The organism is Streptomyces sp. NPDC012888 (assembly GCF_042900645.1).
Taxonomy (GTDB): Bacteria; Actinomycetota; Actinomycetes; order Streptomycetales; family Streptomycetaceae; genus Streptomyces.
Map to the genome: position 1 here is coordinate 503,667 of NZ_JBIBBM010000003.1, position 18,437 is coordinate 522,103.

The 18,437-nt window shown below is 73.5% G+C and carries 18 protein-coding genes; 5 read left to right on the top strand and 13 right to left on the bottom strand.

Annotated elements, in window-relative coordinates; all coding sequences use genetic code 11:
• Window positions 1-3: 3 nt before the first annotated feature.
• From ACFY61_RS07135 to ACFY61_RS07145, 3 genes are all read right to left on the bottom strand, one after another.
• The gene (locus tag ACFY61_RS07135) at window positions 4-717 is read right to left on the bottom strand and encodes a carbon-nitrogen hydrolase family protein (RefSeq protein WP_389467986.1); all 714 of its coding nucleotides are present in this window, start codon (window positions 715-717) and stop codon (window positions 4-6) included.
• A gap of 45 nt (window positions 718-762) precedes the next feature.
• Window positions 763-1,458, bottom strand: a complete 696-nt coding sequence (locus ACFY61_RS07140; RefSeq protein WP_389467988.1) for an intradiol ring-cleavage dioxygenase — start codon at window positions 1,456-1,458, stop codon at window positions 763-765.
• A gap of 66 nt (window positions 1,459-1,524) precedes the next feature.
• Window positions 1,525-2,097 (bottom strand): TetR/AcrR family transcriptional regulator, encoded by a 573-nt coding sequence (locus ACFY61_RS07145; protein WP_389467991.1) that lies wholly within the window; start codon window positions 2,095-2,097, stop codon window positions 1,525-1,527.
• A gap of 168 nt (window positions 2,098-2,265) precedes the next feature.
• Here ACFY61_RS07145 and ACFY61_RS07150 point away from each other — a divergent pair, with 168 nt between their 5' ends.
• Entirely contained in the window at window positions 2,266-4,737 is a 2,472-nt protein-coding gene (locus ACFY61_RS07150; RefSeq protein ID WP_389467993.1) for a beta-glucosidase, read from the top strand.
• A gap of 84 nt (window positions 4,738-4,821) precedes the next feature.
• On the opposite strand, the gene ACFY61_RS07155 is transcribed toward ACFY61_RS07150, so the two are convergent.
• Window positions 4,822-5,742, bottom strand: coding sequence for an SGNH/GDSL hydrolase family protein (locus ACFY61_RS07155; RefSeq protein ID WP_389467996.1), 921 nt, complete (start codon window positions 5,740-5,742; stop codon window positions 4,822-4,824).
• Between the two features lie 251 nt (window positions 5,743-5,993).
• On the opposite strand from ACFY61_RS07155, the gene ACFY61_RS07160 reads away from it, so the two are divergent.
• Window positions 5,994-6,488 (top strand): DUF3145 domain-containing protein, encoded by a 495-nt coding sequence (locus ACFY61_RS07160; protein ID WP_389467999.1) that lies wholly within the window; start codon window positions 5,994-5,996, stop codon window positions 6,486-6,488.
• A gap of 72 nt (window positions 6,489-6,560) precedes the next feature.
• On the opposite strand, the gene fabF is transcribed toward ACFY61_RS07160, so the two are convergent.
• The 5 genes from fabF to ACFY61_RS07185 all read right to left on the bottom strand — a co-directional run bounded on the left by fabF (window position 6,561) and on the right by ACFY61_RS07185 (window position 11,418).
• Window positions 6,561-7,826 carry a beta-ketoacyl-ACP synthase II gene (gene fabF, locus ACFY61_RS07165; protein ID WP_389468002.1) on the bottom strand — a complete coding sequence of 422 codons (1,266 nt, stop codon included), beginning with the start codon at window positions 7,824-7,826 and terminating at the stop codon, window positions 6,561-6,563.
• 78 nt (window positions 7,827-7,904) lie between these two features.
• Window positions 7,905-8,153, bottom strand: coding sequence for an acyl carrier protein (locus ACFY61_RS07170; protein WP_389468004.1), 249 nt, complete (start codon window positions 8,151-8,153; stop codon window positions 7,905-7,907).
• A 56-nt stretch (window positions 8,154-8,209) separates the two neighbouring features.
• The gene (locus tag ACFY61_RS07175; protein WP_389468007.1) at window positions 8,210-9,214 is read right to left on the bottom strand and encodes a ketoacyl-ACP synthase III; all 1,005 of its coding nucleotides are present in this window, start codon (window positions 9,212-9,214) and stop codon (window positions 8,210-8,212) included.
• Window positions 9,215-9,232: 18 nt separating this feature from the next.
• A complete protein-coding gene (locus ACFY61_RS07180) occupies window positions 9,233-10,153 on the bottom strand; it encodes an ACP S-malonyltransferase (RefSeq protein ID WP_389468010.1) in 921 nt (306 codons plus the stop codon).
• 89 nt (window positions 10,154-10,242) lie between these two features.
• Window positions 10,243-11,418, bottom strand: coding sequence for a PucR family transcriptional regulator (locus ACFY61_RS07185; protein ID WP_389468202.1), 1,176 nt, complete (start codon window positions 11,416-11,418; stop codon window positions 10,243-10,245).
• Window positions 11,419-11,529: 111 nt separating this feature from the next.
• On the opposite strand from ACFY61_RS07185, the gene ACFY61_RS07190 reads away from it, so the two are divergent.
• Entirely contained in the window at window positions 11,530-12,186 is a 657-nt protein-coding gene (locus ACFY61_RS07190; RefSeq protein ID WP_389468013.1) for a pirin family protein, read from the top strand.
• Between the two features lie 30 nt (window positions 12,187-12,216).
• Here the strand turns inward: ACFY61_RS07190 and ACFY61_RS07195 are convergent, their stop codons facing one another.
• Window positions 12,217-13,047, bottom strand: a complete 831-nt coding sequence (locus tag ACFY61_RS07195) for a serine hydrolase domain-containing protein (protein ID WP_389468016.1) — start codon at window positions 13,045-13,047, stop codon at window positions 12,217-12,219.
• 52 nt (window positions 13,048-13,099) lie between these two features.
• Between ACFY61_RS07195 and ACFY61_RS07200 the strand changes: the two genes are divergently transcribed.
• Window positions 13,100-13,480: a MerR family transcriptional regulator gene (locus ACFY61_RS07200; RefSeq protein ID WP_389468019.1), complete on the top strand. Its 381-nt coding sequence runs from the start codon at window positions 13,100-13,102 to the stop codon at window positions 13,478-13,480.
• Between the two features lie 23 nt (window positions 13,481-13,503).
• Here ACFY61_RS07200 and ACFY61_RS07205 read toward each other — a convergent pair whose 3' ends face one another.
• From ACFY61_RS07205 to ACFY61_RS07215, 3 genes are all read right to left on the bottom strand, one after another.
• The gene (locus ACFY61_RS07205) at window positions 13,504-14,355 is read right to left on the bottom strand and encodes a DUF4429 domain-containing protein (RefSeq protein ID WP_389468022.1); all 852 of its coding nucleotides are present in this window, start codon (window positions 14,353-14,355) and stop codon (window positions 13,504-13,506) included.
• A 94-nt stretch (window positions 14,356-14,449) separates the two neighbouring features.
• Entirely contained in the window at window positions 14,450-15,580 is a 1,131-nt protein-coding gene (locus ACFY61_RS07210; RefSeq protein ID WP_389468204.1) for an alpha/beta hydrolase, read from the bottom strand.
• Between the two features lie 282 nt (window positions 15,581-15,862).
• Complete coding sequence (locus tag ACFY61_RS07215) at window positions 15,863-16,546, bottom strand: TetR family transcriptional regulator (protein WP_389468206.1); 684 nt, start codon at window positions 16,544-16,546, stop codon at window positions 15,863-15,865.
• Between the two features lie 154 nt (window positions 16,547-16,700).
• On the opposite strand from ACFY61_RS07215, the gene ACFY61_RS07220 reads away from it, so the two are divergent.
• Entirely contained in the window at window positions 16,701-18,320 is a 1,620-nt protein-coding gene (locus tag ACFY61_RS07220; protein WP_389468025.1) for an MFS transporter, read from the top strand.
• The last annotated feature ends 117 nt before the right edge of the window (window positions 18,321-18,437 follow it).

Consider the following 18,437-nt stretch of genomic DNA (forward strand, 5'->3'; position numbering starts at 1 on the left):
CGGTCAGGCGGCGGCGACCTCCGCGACCACCACCGAAGCGGTGGTGCCGTCCGCCTCCGCCAGCGGAAGCCCGTCCGGACCCCACAGCGCCGCGCCACCGCAGCCCGTCCACGGCCCGGCCGGACCCACGTGGTTGGCGAGCACCACGTACATGCCGAGGCCGGCGGCGAGGGCCGGGTAGACGGCGGCCCGCTCCCGGATCCCGTCGCCGGTCCCGTACAGCGAGCTCGCCAGGTGCACCCGGCAGCCGTCGGCCGCGCCCCGGGCGCACAGCTCGGGGAAGTGGTTGTCGAAGCAGGTCGCCAGCGAGAAGCGGACGCCGCCGAGTTCGAACCGGCCGTCCCGGTCTCCGGCGGCGAACACGTCCCGTTCCTGCTCGTACAGGTGCTGCTTCGCGTACGAGGTGACCAGCGCGCCGGAGGCGTCGTGGACGAGGGTGGTGAGGGCCGGGCGCGGGCCGTCCGTGCGTACCGCGCAGTTGACGACGGTGGCCACGCCCGCCGCCCGGACCGGGTCGAGCCGCGCGTCGTCGGCGTCCAGCCACAGGCCGGGGTCGGCGCGGATCGCCTCCAGTTCGTAGCCGGTGAGGACGAGTTCGGGGAAGACCACCAACTCGGCGCCCTGCTCGCGGGCCTGACCGGCCAGTGCGGCGACGCGGCCGACGTTGGCGGGGACGTCGGCGGGGGCGCAGGAGAGCTGGGCGGCTGCGATCTTCATACCGTCAGCATGCCAGGCCCGTCCGGCGTCCCGTCCGGGTGTGCGTCAGGCGATGCCCACGGTGTACGCGGCCCGGTAGCCGGCGCCGTGGGCGACGGGGGCCAGCGTCATCGCGGCACCCGAGCTGCGGTAGCGGCCGTCGCGGCCGTTGGGGTCCGCCGGGGCCTTGCGGCGCGCGTACGGCTGCCGCGCGTACACCTGCCGCAGCATGTCCTCCGGAAGGTAGAAGACCGAGGTGGTCTCCCCGCCGGAGGCCGGGCGGACCTTGAAGTGGACGTGGGGGGCGAGGCCCGCGTACCAGCCGGGGACGATCGTCTCGAACACGCAGCGGCCGGACGCGTCGGTGACCTGGCTGCCGCGCAGGTGCGTGGCGCCGTTCTGCGAGTACACGCCCTGGGCGTCCGCCTGCCAGACGTCCACGGTGGCCCCGGTGAGCGGCCGGCAGCCCGACTTCACGCCGACGACCGTCAGCTCCAGCCGCAGCGGCACCCCGGCCTGACCCTCCGTGATGTCCGACCGGCGCTTCCCCGGCCCCGAGTAGTACGGGCCCGACCCTGCCGTGGTGACCAGGACGCAGCCGGGCTCCGCGGCGGCCCCGGGGGGCTTCGGCGCGCCCGCGCGGCTCGCCGCCGGGGAGCCGCAGGCTGTGGCCAGGGCGGCGGCCAGGGCGGCGACCGCGGCCGATCCGGCGGCCGTCAGGACCGTGCGGCGGGTGGGTGCGGGGGTGCCGTGGTCGGTCATGCGGATCACCGTGCCGCAGCCGCGCCGCGGGTGCGGCGACCGACACGGCGGCGGCCGCCGAGTGGACTACGCGGCTCCCCGGAGGAGGGTGAGGAACGCGCGGAAGGCCGCCGGCATGTCCACCGACGCGGGGTCGAGCAGCCACTGGTACTGCAGGCCGTCCATCACCGCGGTCAGCAGCGGGGCCGCAGCCTCCGGGGTCAGGCCCGAGGGCAGCCGGTCGCCGAACTCGGCGCGCAGCACCTCCGCCATCTCCGCGCGGACCTGCGCGTAGCGTCCGGTGAAGAACTCCCGGGCCGGGTGGTCCTCCGTCACGCTCTCGCCGAGCAGCGCCGAGAAGGTCTGCACGATGCCCGGCCGCATCGCGTTGTAGTCCACCAGCGAGGCGAGCAGGTCCAGCCGCCACCGGTCGGCCGAGGACCGGGAGCCGCCACCGGTGTCCCACCGGTCGCGCTCATGGAGGACGGCGACCAGCAGCGCCTCCTTGGTCGGGAAGTGGTGCAGCAGGCCCTGCTGGGTCAGTCCCACCCGTTCGGCGACCGTGCTCAGCGACGCGCCCCGGTAGCCGCGTTCCGCGATCACTTCGAGGGCGGCGCGGACGATGTCCGCGCGCCGTTCCTCGCTCCTTGCCCTGGCCACCGCCGGCCGTCCCTTCCGTCCGTGCGTACGTGTGTACGTCCGTGTCCCCCGAGACCGTACGACATCCTTTCGTCACGGATACATAACGAAGCCTACCGATCGCCAGGCGAGGGGGTCCAGGATGGCGGCGACCCCGCACCGCACCGCACTCGACGAGGAGGCCCGGCCGTGACCGACGCCGCCCAGACCCGCCGCGACGCCGTGGACACCGCACTCGGCAAGCTCGATCTCGACACCAAGACCCGACTGCTGGCCGGCGACGGCATGTGGACCCTGCCCGCGGTCCCCGCCATCGGCCTGCGGTCCCTGGTCATGTCCGACGGCCCGATCGGCGTCCGCGGCGTCCGCTGGACCGCCGACGACCCCTCCGTCGCCCTCCCCTCCCCGACCGCGCTCGCCGCCGCCTGGGACCCCGACCTCGCCCGCCGGGCCGGCCGGCTGCTCGCCCAGGAAGCCCGCCGCAAGGGCGTCCACGTCCTCCTCGCCCCCACCGTCAACCTCCACCGCTCGCCGCTCGGAGGCCGGCACTTCGAGTGCTACTCCGAGGACCCCCACCTCACCGCCGAGACCGGCACCGGCTACGTCATCGGCGTGCAGGAAGGCGGAGTCGGCACCACCGTCAAGCACTTCGCCGGCAACGACGCCGAGACCGAACGCTTCACCGTCGACAACGCCATCGCCCCCCGTCCCCTGCGCGAGCTCTACCTCGCCCCCTTCGAGGCCATCGTCAACGACGCCCGCCCCTGGGGCGTCATGACCGCCTACAACCAGGTCAACGGCACGACCATGACCGAGCACCGGCACCTGGTCCAGGAGGTCCTGCGCGGCGAATGGGGCTTCGACGGCTGCAACGTCTCCGACTGGATGGCCGCCCGCTCCACCACCGGGAACATCCTCGGCGGCCTGGACGTGGCCATGCCCGGACCGCAGACCGTGTACGGGCCCGCCCTCGCCGAGGCCGTGCGCTCCGGCGAGGTCCCCCAGGACGCCGTCGACTCCGCCGCACGCAACGTCCTCCGGCTCGCCGCCCGGCTCGGCCTCCTCGAAGGCGCACCGCCCGCCGTCCCCGAGGAGCGGCTGCCCGCCCCCGTCGACGGACGCGCCCTGGCCCGCGAGATCGCCGCCCGCGGCACCGTCCTGGTCCGCAACGAGGGCGGCGTCCTGCCCCTGGACCCCTCCACGGGCCGTACGGTCGCCCTCATCGGCGCCGCCGCCCGGGACGCCCGGGTACTCGGCGGCGGCTCGGCGACCGTCTTCCCCGAACGCGTCGTCTCCCCGCTGGACGGGCTCACCGCGGCCCTCCCGGCCGGCACCCTCACGTACGCCGTCGGCGCCGACCCCAGCGACGAACCCGCCCCGGCCGGCCAGGGGTTCACCCTGCGAGCCGTCTGCCGCGACGCCACCGGCGCCGTCGTCGGCGAAGGCGGCCTGCCCTCCGGCCAGGTCCAGTGGATCGGCGAGGACCTCCCGGCCGGCGCCACCTACGACAACACCGCCTCCATCGAGGTCACCGGCACCTTCACCCCCCGCGAGGCGGGCGAACACACCTTCGGCACCCGCGGCCTGGGCGCCTTCACCCTCACCGTCGGCGGCACGCTCCTCTGGGAGGGTGTCCAGGAACCGGGCGACGAGGCCGACCCCTTCGAGGCCTTCTTCGGCGCACCCCGCGAACGCGGCCGCATCCGACTCGCCGAGGGCGAACCGGTCGACGTCTCGCTCACCCTCCGGCTCCCCGACATGAGCGGGATGCCGCTCAAGGCCGTCATGTTCTCGCTGCTCCACCTCGGCCCCCGCCGCGACCCCGACGAGCTGATCACCGAGGCCGTCGCGGCCGCCCGGGCCGCCGACACCGCCGTCGTGGTCGTCGCCACCACCGAACGCGTCGAATCCGAGGGCTTCGACCGCGCGGACCTCCGCCTGCCGGGCCGTCAGGACGAACTGGTGCGCGCCGTCGCCGCCGCCAACCCGCGCACGGTCGTCGTCGTCAACGCCGGCGCCCCGGTGGAACTCCCCTGGCGCGAGCAGGTCGCCGCCGTCCTGCTCGGCTGGTTCCCCGGCCAGGAGGGCGGGGCCGCCCTGGCCGACGTACTGCTCGGCGCCACCGAGCCCGGCGGCCGGCTGCCCACCACCTGGCCGGCCACCCTCGCCGACGCCCCGGTCACCGAGGTGCAGCCCGAGGCGGGCCGCCTGGAGTACCGGGAAGGCCTGTTCGTCGGCTACCGGGCGTACGAGAAGGCCGGCATCGCCCCGGCCTACGCCTTCGGGCACGGCCTCGGCTACACCGACTGGACGTACGAGTCCCTGGAGGTCACCGAGGCACCCGGGACCGGCGGCGCCACCGTCCGCGTGCAGCTCGCCAACACCGGTGCCCGGCCCGGCGGCGAGGTCGTCCAGATCTACCTCGCGCCGCGCGCGGACACCGTCGAGCGCCCGGCGAGCTGGCTGGCCGGCTTCGCCCGCGTCGAGGCCGGCCCCGGCGAGGGAGCCGAGGCCGAGATCACCCTGCCCGCCCGCGCCTTCGAGATCTGGGACGAGCACGCCGGCGACTGGACCCGGATCCCCGGCACCTACGAGGTCAGGGCGAGCCACTCGCACGCCGACACGCGGCTGCGGGCCACCCTGGAGGTCCGGCCCGCCTGACGGCAGCGCCCCCCGATGGCCGGAAACACCCCGTGAACCGGACCGGGGGCGGCACCTGACGGCCGCCCCCGGTCCCACCGCCGCTCAGACGGGCGGCTCCGCCGCCGTCACCTGACGATGTGCCAGCTCCGCCAGCCGCGCCTGACCGCCCTTGCCCGGATGGAACCAGTCCCACCGGCTCAACTGCTCCGCCGTGAAGGGGTACCGGAACACCGCGCCCCCGTCGTACCGGCACAACCGGTCCTTCGCACACACCTCGCGCAGCACCTCGTTGTACGCCACCACCCGCGCCCGCACCCGCTCCCGCCGGGCCACCGCGTCCTTCGTCAGCGAGGCGGGGTCGGCCAGCATCGACGGGCAGATGCCCAGCTTCCAGATCTCCCGGCCCGTCGGGCTGTCCTTGCCCGTCTCCCACAGCCGCAGCAGGTCCGGCACGCTGGACACGTACACCTGCGACTTCGGAGAGGTGCTCCGCAGCCCGGCCAGCGCCACCTCGAAACCGGCCCGGAAGTCCTCCACCGGCGTCATCGCCGAAGCCGTCCGGCGGCAGGCGTCGTTCGCCCCCACCATCACCGTGACCAGGTCGGGCCGGTGCTCCGCGGCCGCCGCCATCTGCGCCGGAAGGTCCGCCATCCGGGAGCCGGTGGCCGCGTAGTTCCAGCTCCGCGCCGGCGCCCCGTCGCTGCCCAGCAGCCGGCTCGCCAGGGACTGCACCTCGGGGTCGACGCCGGTGGCCCAGGACGCCTCCGGGCAGTCCGCCAGAACCGAACAGGCGTCGAACCCACGGGTGATGGAGTCACCCACGGCGGCGATCGAGGCCGGCGCGGTGTTCCAGCTCGGCGTCGGCCTCGGCGCGGGGCGCGCGGAACCCTGCGCGCCCTGCTCCCCGCCGGGGCCGCCGCCCTCGGCCTGACAACCCGTTACCGCCCCGACCAGTACGGCCGCGGTCGCCGCGGTCCGCGCGAGAGCGGCACGCGCGCGTCCGCGCCCGGTGGTGGTGGGCATCGCGTTCCTCCCTCTCCCGTCGCCCCGGCTCCTCCGGGGACGTCCCGCCGAGTGAAAGCTCTGTGTTCACCCGGCCTTGGACCGACCGTACGCCACACCCGGACCCCCGGCGCACGGTAGCTTTTTCCCGTGGCGTTCCGGCCGCGGGGCCCGCGACGCGCTGTCTGATCGTTTCCGGTAAATTACATCACGTCACATACTGTCCGTTTTCAGGAGTTTCTTCCCGACCTCGTCCCACACTGGAGGTCCCGGTGACGACACGTGGAGTTCTGTACGTCCATTCCGCACCGCGCGCGCTCTGCCCGCATGTGGAATGGGCGGTCGCGGGCGTTCTCGGGGTGCGGGTGAACCTCGACTGGATCAGGCAGCCCGCCTCCCCCGGCACCTGGAGAGCCGAGTTCTCCTGGCAGGCCGAACCCGGCACCGCCTCGAAGCTCGCCTCCGCCCTGCGCGGCTGGCACCTGCTCCGCTTCGAGGTCACCGCCGAACCGTGCCCCACCGCCGAGGGCGAGCGCTACAGCTCCACCCCCGAGCTGGGCATCTTCCACGCCGTCACCGGGATGCACGGCGACATCCTCGTCCCCGAGGACCGGCTGCGCGCCGCCCTCGCCCGCTCCCAGCGCGGCGAGACCGACCTGGAGGCGGAGATCGCCCGGCTGCTGGGCAAGCCCTGGGACGACGAACTGGAACCCTTCCGCTACGCGGGCGAGGGCGCCCCGGTGCGCTGGCTCCACCAAGTGGTCTAGCAGCCTCCCCCAAAGGACGAAAAAGCCCGACCCGGTTTCGCAACCGGGTCGGGCCTTTCTGGTTCCGGCGCCCTAGACGCTGCGGAACGCCAGGGTGACGTTGTGGCCGCCGAAACCGAAGGAGTTGTTGATCGCGGCGATCGGGCCGTCGGCCGGCAGCTTGCGCGGCTCGCCGACGACGATGTCCGCGTCGATCTCCTCGTCCAGCTCGTCGATGTTGATCGTCGGCGGGGCGATGCGGTGGTACAGCGCCAGCACGGTCGCCACGGTCTCGATACCGCCGGCACCACCCAGCAGGTGACCCGTCATCGACTTGGTGGCGGACACCGCCACGTGGTCGAGGTCGTCGCCCAGCACCTTGCGCAGGGCCTTGATCTCCGCGGTGTCACCCTGCGGGGTGGACGTCGCGTGGGCGTTGAGGTGGACCACCTCGGCCGGCTTCAGGCCGGTGTTGTCCAGCAGGTTCTGCACCGCCGTCGCGACACCGCGGCCGGTCGGCTCGGGCTGCGCGATGTGGTGCGAGTCGGCGGACAGGCCCTGGCCCAGCACCTCGCAGTACACCCGGGCGCCACGCGCGGCGGCGTGCTCCGCGGACTCCAGCACCACCACGCCGGCGCCCTCGCCGAGCACGAAGCCGTCACGGCCCTTGTCGTACGGGCGGGAGGCCTTGGTGGGCTCCTCGTTGTTCTTCGACATCGCCATCATGTTGGCGAACGCGGCGATCGGCAGCGGGTGGATCGCCGCCTCGGTGCCGCCCGCCACGACCACGTCGGCACGGCCGGTACGGATCATCTCGACGGCGTAACCGATGGCCTCGGCACCCGACGCGCAGGCGCTGACCGGGGTGTGCACGCCCGCCTGGGCGTTCACCTCCAGGCCGACGTTGGCGGAGGGGCCGTTCGGCATGAGCATGGGGACGGTGTGCGGGGAGACCCGGCGCACACCCTTTTCCTTCAGTACGTCGTACTGGTCGAGCAGCGTGGTGACACCGCCGATGCCGGAGGCGATCACCGTGCCCAGGCGGTCCGGGGCGATGGACGCGTCCTCGCCGGCGGGGGCGGTGTAGCCGGCGTCGGCCCACGCCTCCCTGGCCGCGATCAGCGCGAACTGCGCCGAGCGGTCCAGCTTGCGGGCCAGCGGCCGGGGGAGGACCTCACTCGGGTCCACGGCGGCCGGTGCGGCGATCTGGACCGGCAGCTCCGCGAAGCGTTCCCCTTCGAGGGGCTTCACTCCGGAACGGCCGGCAAGCATCGCTTCCCAGGTCGATGCGCTGTCGCCACCCAGCGGAGTGGTTGCGCCGATACCGGTGACGACCACGGTGTGATTGGTCGGGCTCACAGGAATTCTTTCTCCACAAATAGAGGGTGCTGAATTGTCACGGCGCCACCGCCGGGTGGCGACAAACGCTCGTCAGGCTCAGGCCTGGTGCTTGGCGATGTAGTCCGCGGCGTCGCCGACCGTCTTGAGGTTCTTGACGTCCTCGTCGGGGATCTTCACGTCGAAGCGCTCCTCGGCGGCGACGACGACCTCGACCATGGACAGGGAGTCGACGTCCAGGTCGTCGGTGAAGGACTTGTCGATCTGGACGTCCTCGACCGGGATGCCCGCGATCTCGTTGACGATCTCGGCGAGGCCCTCGACGATCTCTTCCTGCGTGGCGGCCATTGTGGCGCTCCTTCTCTAGCTGACTGGTGGAACAGGGTGGGGAGTGATCCCCGGCCCTAGGGGAGGGTAACGACCGTCGCGGCGTAGACGAGCCCCGCCCCGAAGCCGATGACGAGTGCGGTGTCGCCGCTCTTCGCCGCTCCGGTCGCCAGGAGCCGCTCCATGGCGAGCGGGATCGAGGCGGCCGACGTGTTTCCGGTGGTTTCCACGTCACGGGCGACCGTCACGTGCTCCGGGAGCTTCAAAGTCTTCACCATCGAATCGATGATCCGCATATTGGCCTGGTGCGGGATGAAGACGTCCAGGTCGTCGGCGGTGATGCCGGCCGCGTCGAGCGCCTGCTGGGCCACCTTCGCCATCTCGAAGACGGCCCAGCGGAACACCGCCTGGCCCTCCTGCGTGATGGCGGGGAACTTCTCGCCGGACGCGTCGCCGCGGTACTCGTCCCACGGAACGGTCTGCTTGATGGTCTCGGACTTGTCGCCCTCGGAACCCCACACGGTGGGGCCGATCGCCGGCTCGGACGACGGGCCGACGACCACGGCGCCCGCGCCGTCACCGAACAGGAAGGCCGTGGCACGGTCCTCAAGGTCGGTCAGGTCGGACAGCCGCTCCACGCCGATGACCAGCACGTACTCGGCGGAGCCCTCGACGACCAGGCCCTTGGCCAGGGTCAGGCCGTAACCGAAGCCGGCGCAGCCGGCCGAGATGTCGAACGCGGCGGGCTTGCCCGCGCCGATGCGGTCGGCGATCTCGGTCGCGACGGCCGGCGTCTGCTTGAAGTGCGAGACGGTCGACACGATCACGGCGCCGATCTGCTCCGGGGAGACCCCGGCGTCGGCCAGCGCCTTGCCCGAGGCCTCCACGGACATCGCGGCGACGGTCTCCTGCGGCGAGGCCCAGTGGCGGGTCGAGATGCCGGACCGGGAACGGATCCACTCGTCGGACGAGTCGATCTTCTCCAGGATCACCTCGTTGGGCACCACCCGGGTCGGACGGTAGCCGCCCACCCCGAGGATGCGGGCGTACGGCGAGCCCTTGGCAGGCTTGATCTTCGACATGCTGATGGGCTCCTTCTCTCAGGCCGAGTGCTCGGCCGCGAGCGCCTTGGCCTTGTCGAGGTCCTCCGGCGTCTTGAGCGCCACCGAGGGGACGCCCTTGAGAGCCCGCTTGGCGAGGTTCGTCAGGGTGCCGCCGGGGCACAGCTCGATGATTCCGGTGACGCCGAGCTCGGCGAAGGTCTCCATGCACAGGTCCCAGCGGACCGGGTTGGCCACCTGGCCGACCAGGCGGGCGACGACCTCGGCGCCCGTGGAGACGGTCCGGCCGTCCTTGTTGGAGACGTAGGCGACCACCGGGTCCGCGACGGTGAGGGCCTTGGCGGCCCCCTCCAGCACGTCGACGGCCGGGGCCATGTGGTGGGTGTGGAAGGCGCCCGCGACCTTGAGGGCGACGACCTTGACGGAGCCTTCGGGCTTGTCCTCGGCGAGGGCGGCCAGCTGCTCCATCGTGCCGGCGGCGACGGTCTGCCCGGCACCGTTGATGTTGGCCGGGGTCAGCCCCAGCTTCTCCAGGTGGGCGACGACCACGTCCGGCTCGCCGCCGAGCACGGCCGACATGCCGGTCGGCGTGACCGCCGCGGCCTCGGCCATGGCCTTGCCGCGGGTGCGGACGAAGGACAGCGCGTCGGTCTCGCCCAGCACGCCGGCGAAGGCGGCCGCGGTGATCTCACCGACGCTGTGGCCGGCGACGGCACCGAAGGCGGTCGGGGCGAGGCCCAGCTGGGAAGCCGACAGCAGGCCGGCGGCCACCAGCAGCGGCTGCGCCACCGCGGTGTCGCGGATCTCGTCCGCGTCGGCCTGGGTGCCGTAGTGGGCGAGGTCGAGCCCGATGGCGTCCGACCACGCGGCGACGCGGTCACGGGCGCCGGGCAGTTCGAGCCAGGGGGTCAGGAAGCCGGGCGTCTGAGCGCCTTGGCCGGGAGCGACGAGTACGAGCACCCTCACACTCTCTCTTGTGTTCGGTCCGCCCCGCCCGTGAGGACTGGGACGAAGAACCGTCAGGGTAATTGTTGATGTTCGACAAAAGTCTAGGGCTGCTGATCGGCGTCGGCCAGACGCCCGAGGATGAGCGCGATCCGCAGGGTGAACGCCGACCGAACATCGGAGGGTGACCAGCCGGTGACGTCCGTCACACGTCGGAGCCGGTAGCGCACGGTATTCGGGTGCACGAACAGCATCCGCGCCGCCCCCTCGAGGCTGCTGGCCTGCTCCAGGTACACGCTCAGCGTCTCCAGCAGCGCCGAGCCCGCCTCCTCCAGCGGTCTGTAGATCTCCTCCACCAGCTGTTCACGCGCCGAAGGGTCGGAGGCGATCGCGCGTTCGGGCAGCAGATCGTCCGCGAGCACCGGTCGCGGCGCGTCCTGCCAGGCCGAGCACGCCTTCAGGCCGGCGGCCGCCGCCTGCGCGGAGCGGGTCGCCGCCATCAGGTCCGGCACCACCGGGCCGGCCACCACCGGGCCCGCCGCGAACGGTCCGATCAGGGACTTCGCCACCTGCAGCGGGTTGTCGCTGCCGCCCGCGACGACCACGAGCCGGTCCCCGAGGACCCCGGTCAGCACCTGGAGCTTGGCGTGCCGGGCGGCCCGCCGGATCGCCTCCACCGTCAGCTCGCTGTCGCCGTCCGGTGCCGTGCCCAGCACCACGCAGACGTGCTCCGGAGAGTTCCAGCCGAGCGCCGCGGCCCGGGACAGCGCGCCCTCGTCCGCCTCGCCCGACAGCACCGCGTTGACGACCAGCGACTCCAGGCGGGCGTCCCAGGCGCCACGGGCCTCGGCGGCCTGCGCGTACACCTGCGCGGTGGCGAAGGCGATCTCCCGGGCGTAGACGAGCAGGGCCTCGCGCAGCACCGACTCGTCACCGGGGGCCGCCACCTCCTCGATGGCGGTCTCCATCACCTCGATGGTCGTGCGGACCATCTCGACCGTCTGCCGCAGGGTGATGGCCCGGGTCAGTTCGCGCGGGGCGGTGCCGAAGACGTCGGTGGAGATCGCCTGGGGGGTCTCGGGGTGCCGGAACCACTCGGTGAACGCGGCGATGCCCGCCTGGGCGACCAGGCCGATCCAGGACCGGTTCTCCGGCGGCATCGCCCGGTACCACGGCAGCGTCTCGTCCATGCGGGCGATGGCGTTCGCGGCCAGCCGCCCGGCGGACCTCTCCAGCCGGCGCAGCGTCGCGGCGTGCGAATGGGCCGGCTGCGCGGGCAGGTGCGCGGGCGGGTGCTCGGGGAAATGCTCACGTTCGGGTTGGGGCACGGGACAAGACTGCCCTATCCGGGCGACCGGACCGAGTCCCGGGGGGCCGCTACCGTGGCCGTCATGATCGAAGTACGCCGTGGCACCGACCGATACCGGGGCGGGGACGAGGCGGCCGGCATCGTCACCCGGCACGCCTTCTCCTTCGGGAGCTCCTACGACCCGGACAACCTGCGCTTCGGGCCGGTCCTCGCCGTGAACGAGGAGCGCCTGGCCCCCGGCGCCGGCTTCGACGAGCACCCGCACAGCCACACCGAGATCGTCACCTGGGTGGTGGAGGGCGAGTTGACGCACAGCGACACGGCCGGGCACACCGGCGTGGTCCGCCCCGGAGACGTGCAGCGGCTGAGCTCCGCCGCCGGGGTGCGGCACGTGGAGCGCAACGACGGCGCGGTCCCGCTGCGGTTCGTGCAGATGTGGCTGGCCCCCGACGACCCGGGCGGCGAGCCCTCCTACGAGGTCGTCCGGGGTCTGCCCGACGGCACGCCGTACGCGCTCCCGGCCGCGGGGGCGCTGCTGCACGTGCTGCGGCCCGGGGCGGGGCAGCGCGCCGCCCTGCCGGACGCGCCGCGGCTGTACGTGCACGTGGTGCGGGGGGACGTCCGGCTGGACGGGGTGGAGCTGGAGCCCGGGGACTCGGCGCGGATCACCGGCGAGGAGGGGCTGTCGGTGCTGCCCGGCTCCCCGGGGGAGCTGCTGGTGTGGGAGTTCGCTTCCTGAGGCGGACGCGCGGGGAGCCGTCCGGCGCGCTCAGCGGGAACGCGTCAGCTCCGCGAGCACTCCGTCCGTGAACGCCGGCCAGGCCTCGACCGCCCAGGGGCCGAAGGCGCGGTCGGTCAGCGCCACGCACGCGACCCGCGCGTCCGGGTCCACCCAGAGGAACGTGCCCGACTGCCCGAAGTGGCCGAAGGTCCGCGGCGAGGACGCCGAACCCGTCCAGTGCGGGGACTTGCCGTCGCGGATCTCGAAGCCCAGCCCCCAGTCGTTGGGGGACTGGTGGCCGTAGCCGGGCAGGACGCCCTTGCGCCCGGGGTGCACCACGGAGACGGCCTCGGCGACCGTGCGCGGGTCGAGAAGTCGCGGCGCCTGCAGCTCGGCGGCGAACCGCACCAGGTCGGCGACGGTGGACACGCCGTCCTTGGCGGGCGAGCCCTCCAGGGTGGTCGACTTCATGCCGAGCGGCTCGAACACGGCCTGGTGCAGGTACTCGGCGAAGGGGATCCCGGTGGCCTTGGCGATGTGGTCGCCCAGCACCTCGAAACCCGCGTTGGAGTAGAGCCGCCGGTCGCCCGCCGCCGCCATCGCGCGGTGCTCGTCGAAGGCCAGGCCACTGGTGTGGGCGAGCAGGTGGCGGACCGTGGAACCCTCCGGGCCGGCCGGCTCGTCGAGCTCGATCGCGCCCTCCTCGTAGGCGACCAGGGCGGCGTACGCGGCGAGCGGCTTGGTCACGGAGGCCAGCGGGAAGCGGTGGTCGACCGGGCCGTGGCTGCCGGCGAGGCCGCCGTCCGCACGTACGACGGCGGCCGCGGCGGTCGGCACCGGCCAGTTCTCGATGGACTCAAGGCTCTGCAGGCTCTCCATGGGGCCGAGCCTACTTGCTTGGAGTGCACTCCAAGGTCCTAGCGTGATCACCATGAACCTGACGGAGACCCGGTACACCATCAGCGAGGTGGCGGCGAGCACCGGCCTGAGCCAGCACACGCTGCGCTGGTACGAGCGGATCGGTCTGATGCCGCACGTCGACCGGTCGCACTCGGGGCAGCGCCGGTTCAGCGACCGGGACCTGCACTGGCTGGCCTTCGTGGGCAAGCTGCGGGCCACCGGGATGTCGGTGGCCGACATGGTCCGGTACGCCGAACTCGTCCGCGAGGGCGAGCACACCTCCGGGGAGCGGCGGGCGCTGCTGGAACGGACCCGCGACGACGTACGGGCGCGGATCGCGGAGCTGACCGACGCGCTCGCCGTGCTGGACAGGAAGATCGGTACGTACGCGGGGAGGAGCTGCGACCGGTGACGGACCGGCCCCGGCCCGGGGGATCAGGCCGGGTCGCCGGCGAAACGGTCCCTCAGGGTCGTGTACTCCTCGTCCGTGAGGAGTCCGGCGCCGTGCAGCTCGCTCAGGTGCCGCATCCGGTCGCCTTCCGCCCCGGGTGCGGGCCGGGCCGAGGCCGCCACCGGCGTACGGACCCGCAGCGCGGCCAGCACCGCCGCCGCGAACGGCAGGGACTCGTGCACCGCCCCGTAGCCGAGGGCGAACACCACCGCCGCCGGGTCCTGGTCCGGTTCGACGGCCGGGTCGGCGTCGTCCGCGCCGTCCCGCAGGCGGAGCCGCAGGTGGCCGCCGGGGTGCTCGGGGGAGCGCCACTCGACCCCGCTCAGCGCGGTCAGCGGGTACTCCCGGTCGCCCGCCTTCCACTTGGCGCTGCTGGCGCCCGTACGGGACCAGCGGAAGGAGACGGCCGAGCCGTCGAAGCAGGCCCGGGCGTCGTACGCCTTGAGCTGGAGCGGCGGTTCCGGCACCTGCACGAGGAAGGAGCCGGCGGGCTCGTCCGCCGGGCCGAGCGCGGGGCGCACCGCCTCGGCCACCGAGGCGGCGAGCGGCCCGCGGTCCCCGGGCAGCACCAGGCGGTACGGATCGCAGGCGTCCTTGAGCTGTCCCGCGGCAGTCTCCATCAGCGGGTCGGCGCCCGGTCGCGGCGCGGCCCGCAGGACGACGGTGTCCCGCTTGCCAGGGGTCAGGGTCAGCCCGCCCAGTGCCTCGTACGGCACGCGGCGCTGCCCCAGCGCGTTCCACAGCCGTGGTGCCCTGATCCCCCGTTCGAAGCGGATGAGCACCGAGTCCGATTCGAACTCCCAGACGGCGTGGTTTCCGGCCAGTACGTCACCCATGCGGCTCATCGTAAGGGGCGTCGGCCCTGACGTCCCCCTTGCTGCGGGGACCGGATTCCTGGGGTTTGTGTGGTCTGAGGCGGCCTCGGACCGGTTATGTCCCGGTAATCCCGTCGAGGCATGCCGGATCTTCCGGTGCGCACGCCACGGAACCGAACGACCCGGTTCCGATTTTCCCGAAGTTGTCCAGCGAGGCGGTCCCTGGCTCGAAATAGCCGGTGTGGCCGCCGGCGCCGGCCGACGACAGCCGCCGCGCGCCGAACCCGTCGGACATGGGATCCGCGCCGTGTCCCAGTCCGCCGAACTCCAGGTGCGGTACGTCGGCGATCCAGTCGCCGGGGTCCCGTACGGCCCAGACGCGGGCGGCGGTGCCGAGTTCGGCGGCGTTGGCGGCGCGCATTCCGGGGCTGCCGGCCACCACGATGTCGGTCACCCGCTGCGGCAGTGCGGCCGAGGCCACCCCGCAGACCACGGAGCCGTAGCTGTGGCAGAACAGGGCGGTGGTCGCGTCGGCGGGCAGGGCCGAGGCCAGGGATTCCAGCCGGGCGGCGCCCTCGACGGCGAGCCTGCCGGTGGCCGCGTCCATGCCGACCCCGGTGGGGGCCGTGTAGTCGGCCCAGGCGATCACCGCGCTGGGCAGCCCGGGTGCGGCGGCGCGCTGGGCGGCGTAGAGGGATCCGGCCATGCCCACGGGGGCGGACCACTGGCGGGCGGTCCGCTCGAACGTGAGCAGGTCGGTGTCGACGCCCGGCACGATCACGGAGATCCGGCGGGCCTCGTCGAGGTCCCCGAAGACCTCCGCGGCCCGGCCGCCGGCCGTGGGGTCGAAGGCGAGGATCTGCCGTCCCGGTTCGAGCATCGAGGCGAACCGGTGGGCCCGGCGTCCCGCTTCGGTGCGGCCGGCGGGGCTGAGGCGGACGTCGGCAGAACGCGCCCGTTCGACCTCGCGCGCCTCGGCGAGGGAATGCCGGTTGGCCCGGTAGCGGACGCGGGCGGGCACCCCGTCGAGGTTGCCCACGACCAGCGGGTACTCCTCGGCCAGCCGGGCCCGCTGCCCCGCGTCCAGGTTGGCGAAGAACCGGGCGACGGTGTGCACGGGGGAGCCCGCGGGCGGCACCGGGAGGCCGTCGACGCGGGCGTCGGCCCAGGCGGCCAGGGCGGCGGCGCGCGGGCTGACCCCGGTGTCGGGGCGGTGCACGGTGGTCCACCCGGTGGTCGCCAGCATGACGAACACCACCGCGAGCGCCAGGAGGGCGCGGAGGGCGGCGGGGGAGGCGGACTGACCGGGGAGGGCGGGGAGAGCGGGGAGGGCGGGGCGGCCGGGCGTGTTCACTGCGAAACAGGGTAGGAGACGGGATCCGGCCAGAACCGCAGGGGTGACCGGGTTCACGGCCGTTCGCCGCAGGCAGGGGCACCCGATCGGGCGACCGGCGGCCGGCCAGGCGGTCCGGACCCGGCCCGAACGCGCCCGGCGCCCGCCCGTGCGGGGCCCGGAGCCGAGCCCCCGTCAGGCCGCGCCGGGGCCCGGCCGGTTCCGGTGCGAGGGCCAGTCGTCGGCCAGGGCCGGGCCGATCTGGTCGAGGTAGTCCTCGGTCATCCGGCGGATGGCGGCGACGCTGGAGTCCTCGCCCTGGCACCACAGCCGTCCGGTGAGCCGCATCACCCCGGAGAACGCGGCCACCGCCACCCGCGGCCGCGGGTCGGCGTCCACGTCGAGGCCCTCGCGCTCCGCGACCAGCCCGGCGATCAGGTCCTCCAGCTCCGTGGAGCGGCGCAGATGGACCGCCAGCAGTGCCGGGGTGGACTCGATCACCCGGTACGTCCGCATGTAGAGGTCGACCGGAACCACCTCGGCGATGGCCTCGCCGACGGTGTCCCAGGAGCTCAGCACCGCGTTCCGCAGGGCCTCCAGGGGGCCCTCGCCGGCGGGCCGGGCCCGCAGTGCCGCCATGAAGTGCGACTCCACGAGGTCCTGTACGGCGAACGCGGCCTCCTCCTTGTTGGCGAAGTAGCGGAAGAAGGTGCGCTGGGAGACCTTCACGGCCTCCGTGATCTCGTCGACGGTCGTCTCTTCGTAGCCCTGCGAGGTGAACAGCAGGAGGGCGGCGCGCAGCAGCGCGTCCCGGGTGCGCCGCTTCTTCCGTTCGCGCAGACCGGCCGCGGGTGCCGGCGCGGGCCGCTGGTCGGTGATCAACCGGACGGGGTCCTCTCTGGGCCTGGACGGATGGGGGTGGGGCAGGGCAGGTCGGGTGGGGCAGGTCGGTCAGGGTACCTGTGACGCACACGACAGACCCGGCCCGTTAAGCCGTTTGAGAACTGTCAGCCGCTGTCACTAGCCTGTTCGCATGACTAGTCAGATCAGCGTCGGCGACCGGGTGCCCGAGAAGGTTCCGGGGCCGGGGCCGGACCGGGGGCCGGCCGCGACCGGTCTGCGCGGCCATCCCTGGCTCACCCTGTTCGCCGTGGCCATCGGCGTCATGATGGTCACCCTCGACGGCACCATCGTCGCCGTCGCCAACCCCGCCATCCAGAAGGACCTGGGCGCCACCCTCGCCGAGGTCCAGTGGATCACCAACGGCTACCTGCTCGCCCTGGCCGTCTCCCTGATCACCGCCGGCAAACTCGGCGACCGGTTCGGCCACCGGCAGACCTTCCTCATCGGCATCGCCGGCTTCGCGGCCTCCTCGGCCGCCATCGGCCTGGCGGGCAGCGTCGAGCTGGTCATCGGCTTCCGCGTCGCCCAGGGCCTGTTCGGCGCCCTGCTGATGCCGGCCGCGCTCGGCCTGCTCCGGGCCACCTTCCCGGCGGAGAAGCTCAACATGGCCATCGGCATCTGGGGCATGGTCATCGGCGCGTCCACCGCCGCCGGCCCGATCGTCGGCGGCCTGCTGGTCGAGCACGTCAGCTGGCAGTCGGTGTTCTTCATCAACATCCCGGTCGGCGTGGTCGCCCTGGCCTTCGGGCTGGTCATCCTGCTCGACCACCGTGCCGAGAACGCCCCCCGCTCCTTCGACCTGCTCGGTGTCCTGCTGCTCTCCGGCGGCATGTTCTCCCTGGTCTGGGCCCTCATCAAGGCCGCCGAATGGGGCTGGGGAGACAACCGGACGCTGCTGTTCCTCGGCGCCGCCCTGTTCTGCTTCGCGCTGTTCGCGTTCTGGGAGACGCGGGTCCGTGAACCGCTGATCCCGCTGGGCATGTTCCGCTCCCTGCCGCTGTCCGCCGGCACGGTGCTGATGGTGCTGATGGCCTTCGCCTTCATGGGCGGCCTGTTCTTCGTCACCTTCTACCTGCAGAACGTGCACGGCATGAGCCCGGTCGACAGCGGCCTGCACCTGCTGCCGCTCACCGGAATGATGATCGTCGGCTCCCCGCTCGCCGGCGCCGCGATCACCAAGGCGGGCCCGCGGATCCCGCTCGTCCTCGGCATGGTCGCCACCGCCACCGCCTGCTTCGGCATGGCCCGGCTCACCCCGGACACCGGCACCCTGACCATGTCGCTGTGGTTCGCCCTCCTCGGCCTCGGCCTCGCCCCCGTCATGGTCGGCGCCACCGAGGTCATCGTCGGCAACGCCCCGCTGGAACTGTCCGGCGTGGCCGGCGGCCTCCAGCAGGCCGCCATGCAGGTCGGCGGCAGCCTCGGCACCGCGGTGCTCGGCGCGGTCATGGCGAGCAAGGTCACTCACTCGTTCGGGGACAACTGGGCCGGGGCCGGACTGCCGCCGCTCACCCCCGAGCAGCTGGAGACGGCGGAGCGCGGCGTCCAGGTCGGGATCGCGCCGGTGCCGCCGGAGGCGCCGCCGCAGGTCGCGCAGACCATCTCCGCCGTCGCCCACGACACCTTCGTCTCGGGCATGAGCACCGCGTTCACCGTGGCCGGAGCCGTCGCCGTGCTCGCCGCGGTGGTCGCCTGCTTCACCAAGCGCGGCGAGAACGCGGCGGCCGGGGCGGGCGCCGCACACGTCTGACCGTCCCCGTCGCCCCCGCGCCGGGACGACCGCTCCGGCGGTCAACTCCGTACGCGCGACAGCCCCGCCGGCGAACTCCGGCGGGGCTGTCACCTATCCGGGCGGTCCTGCCCGCGC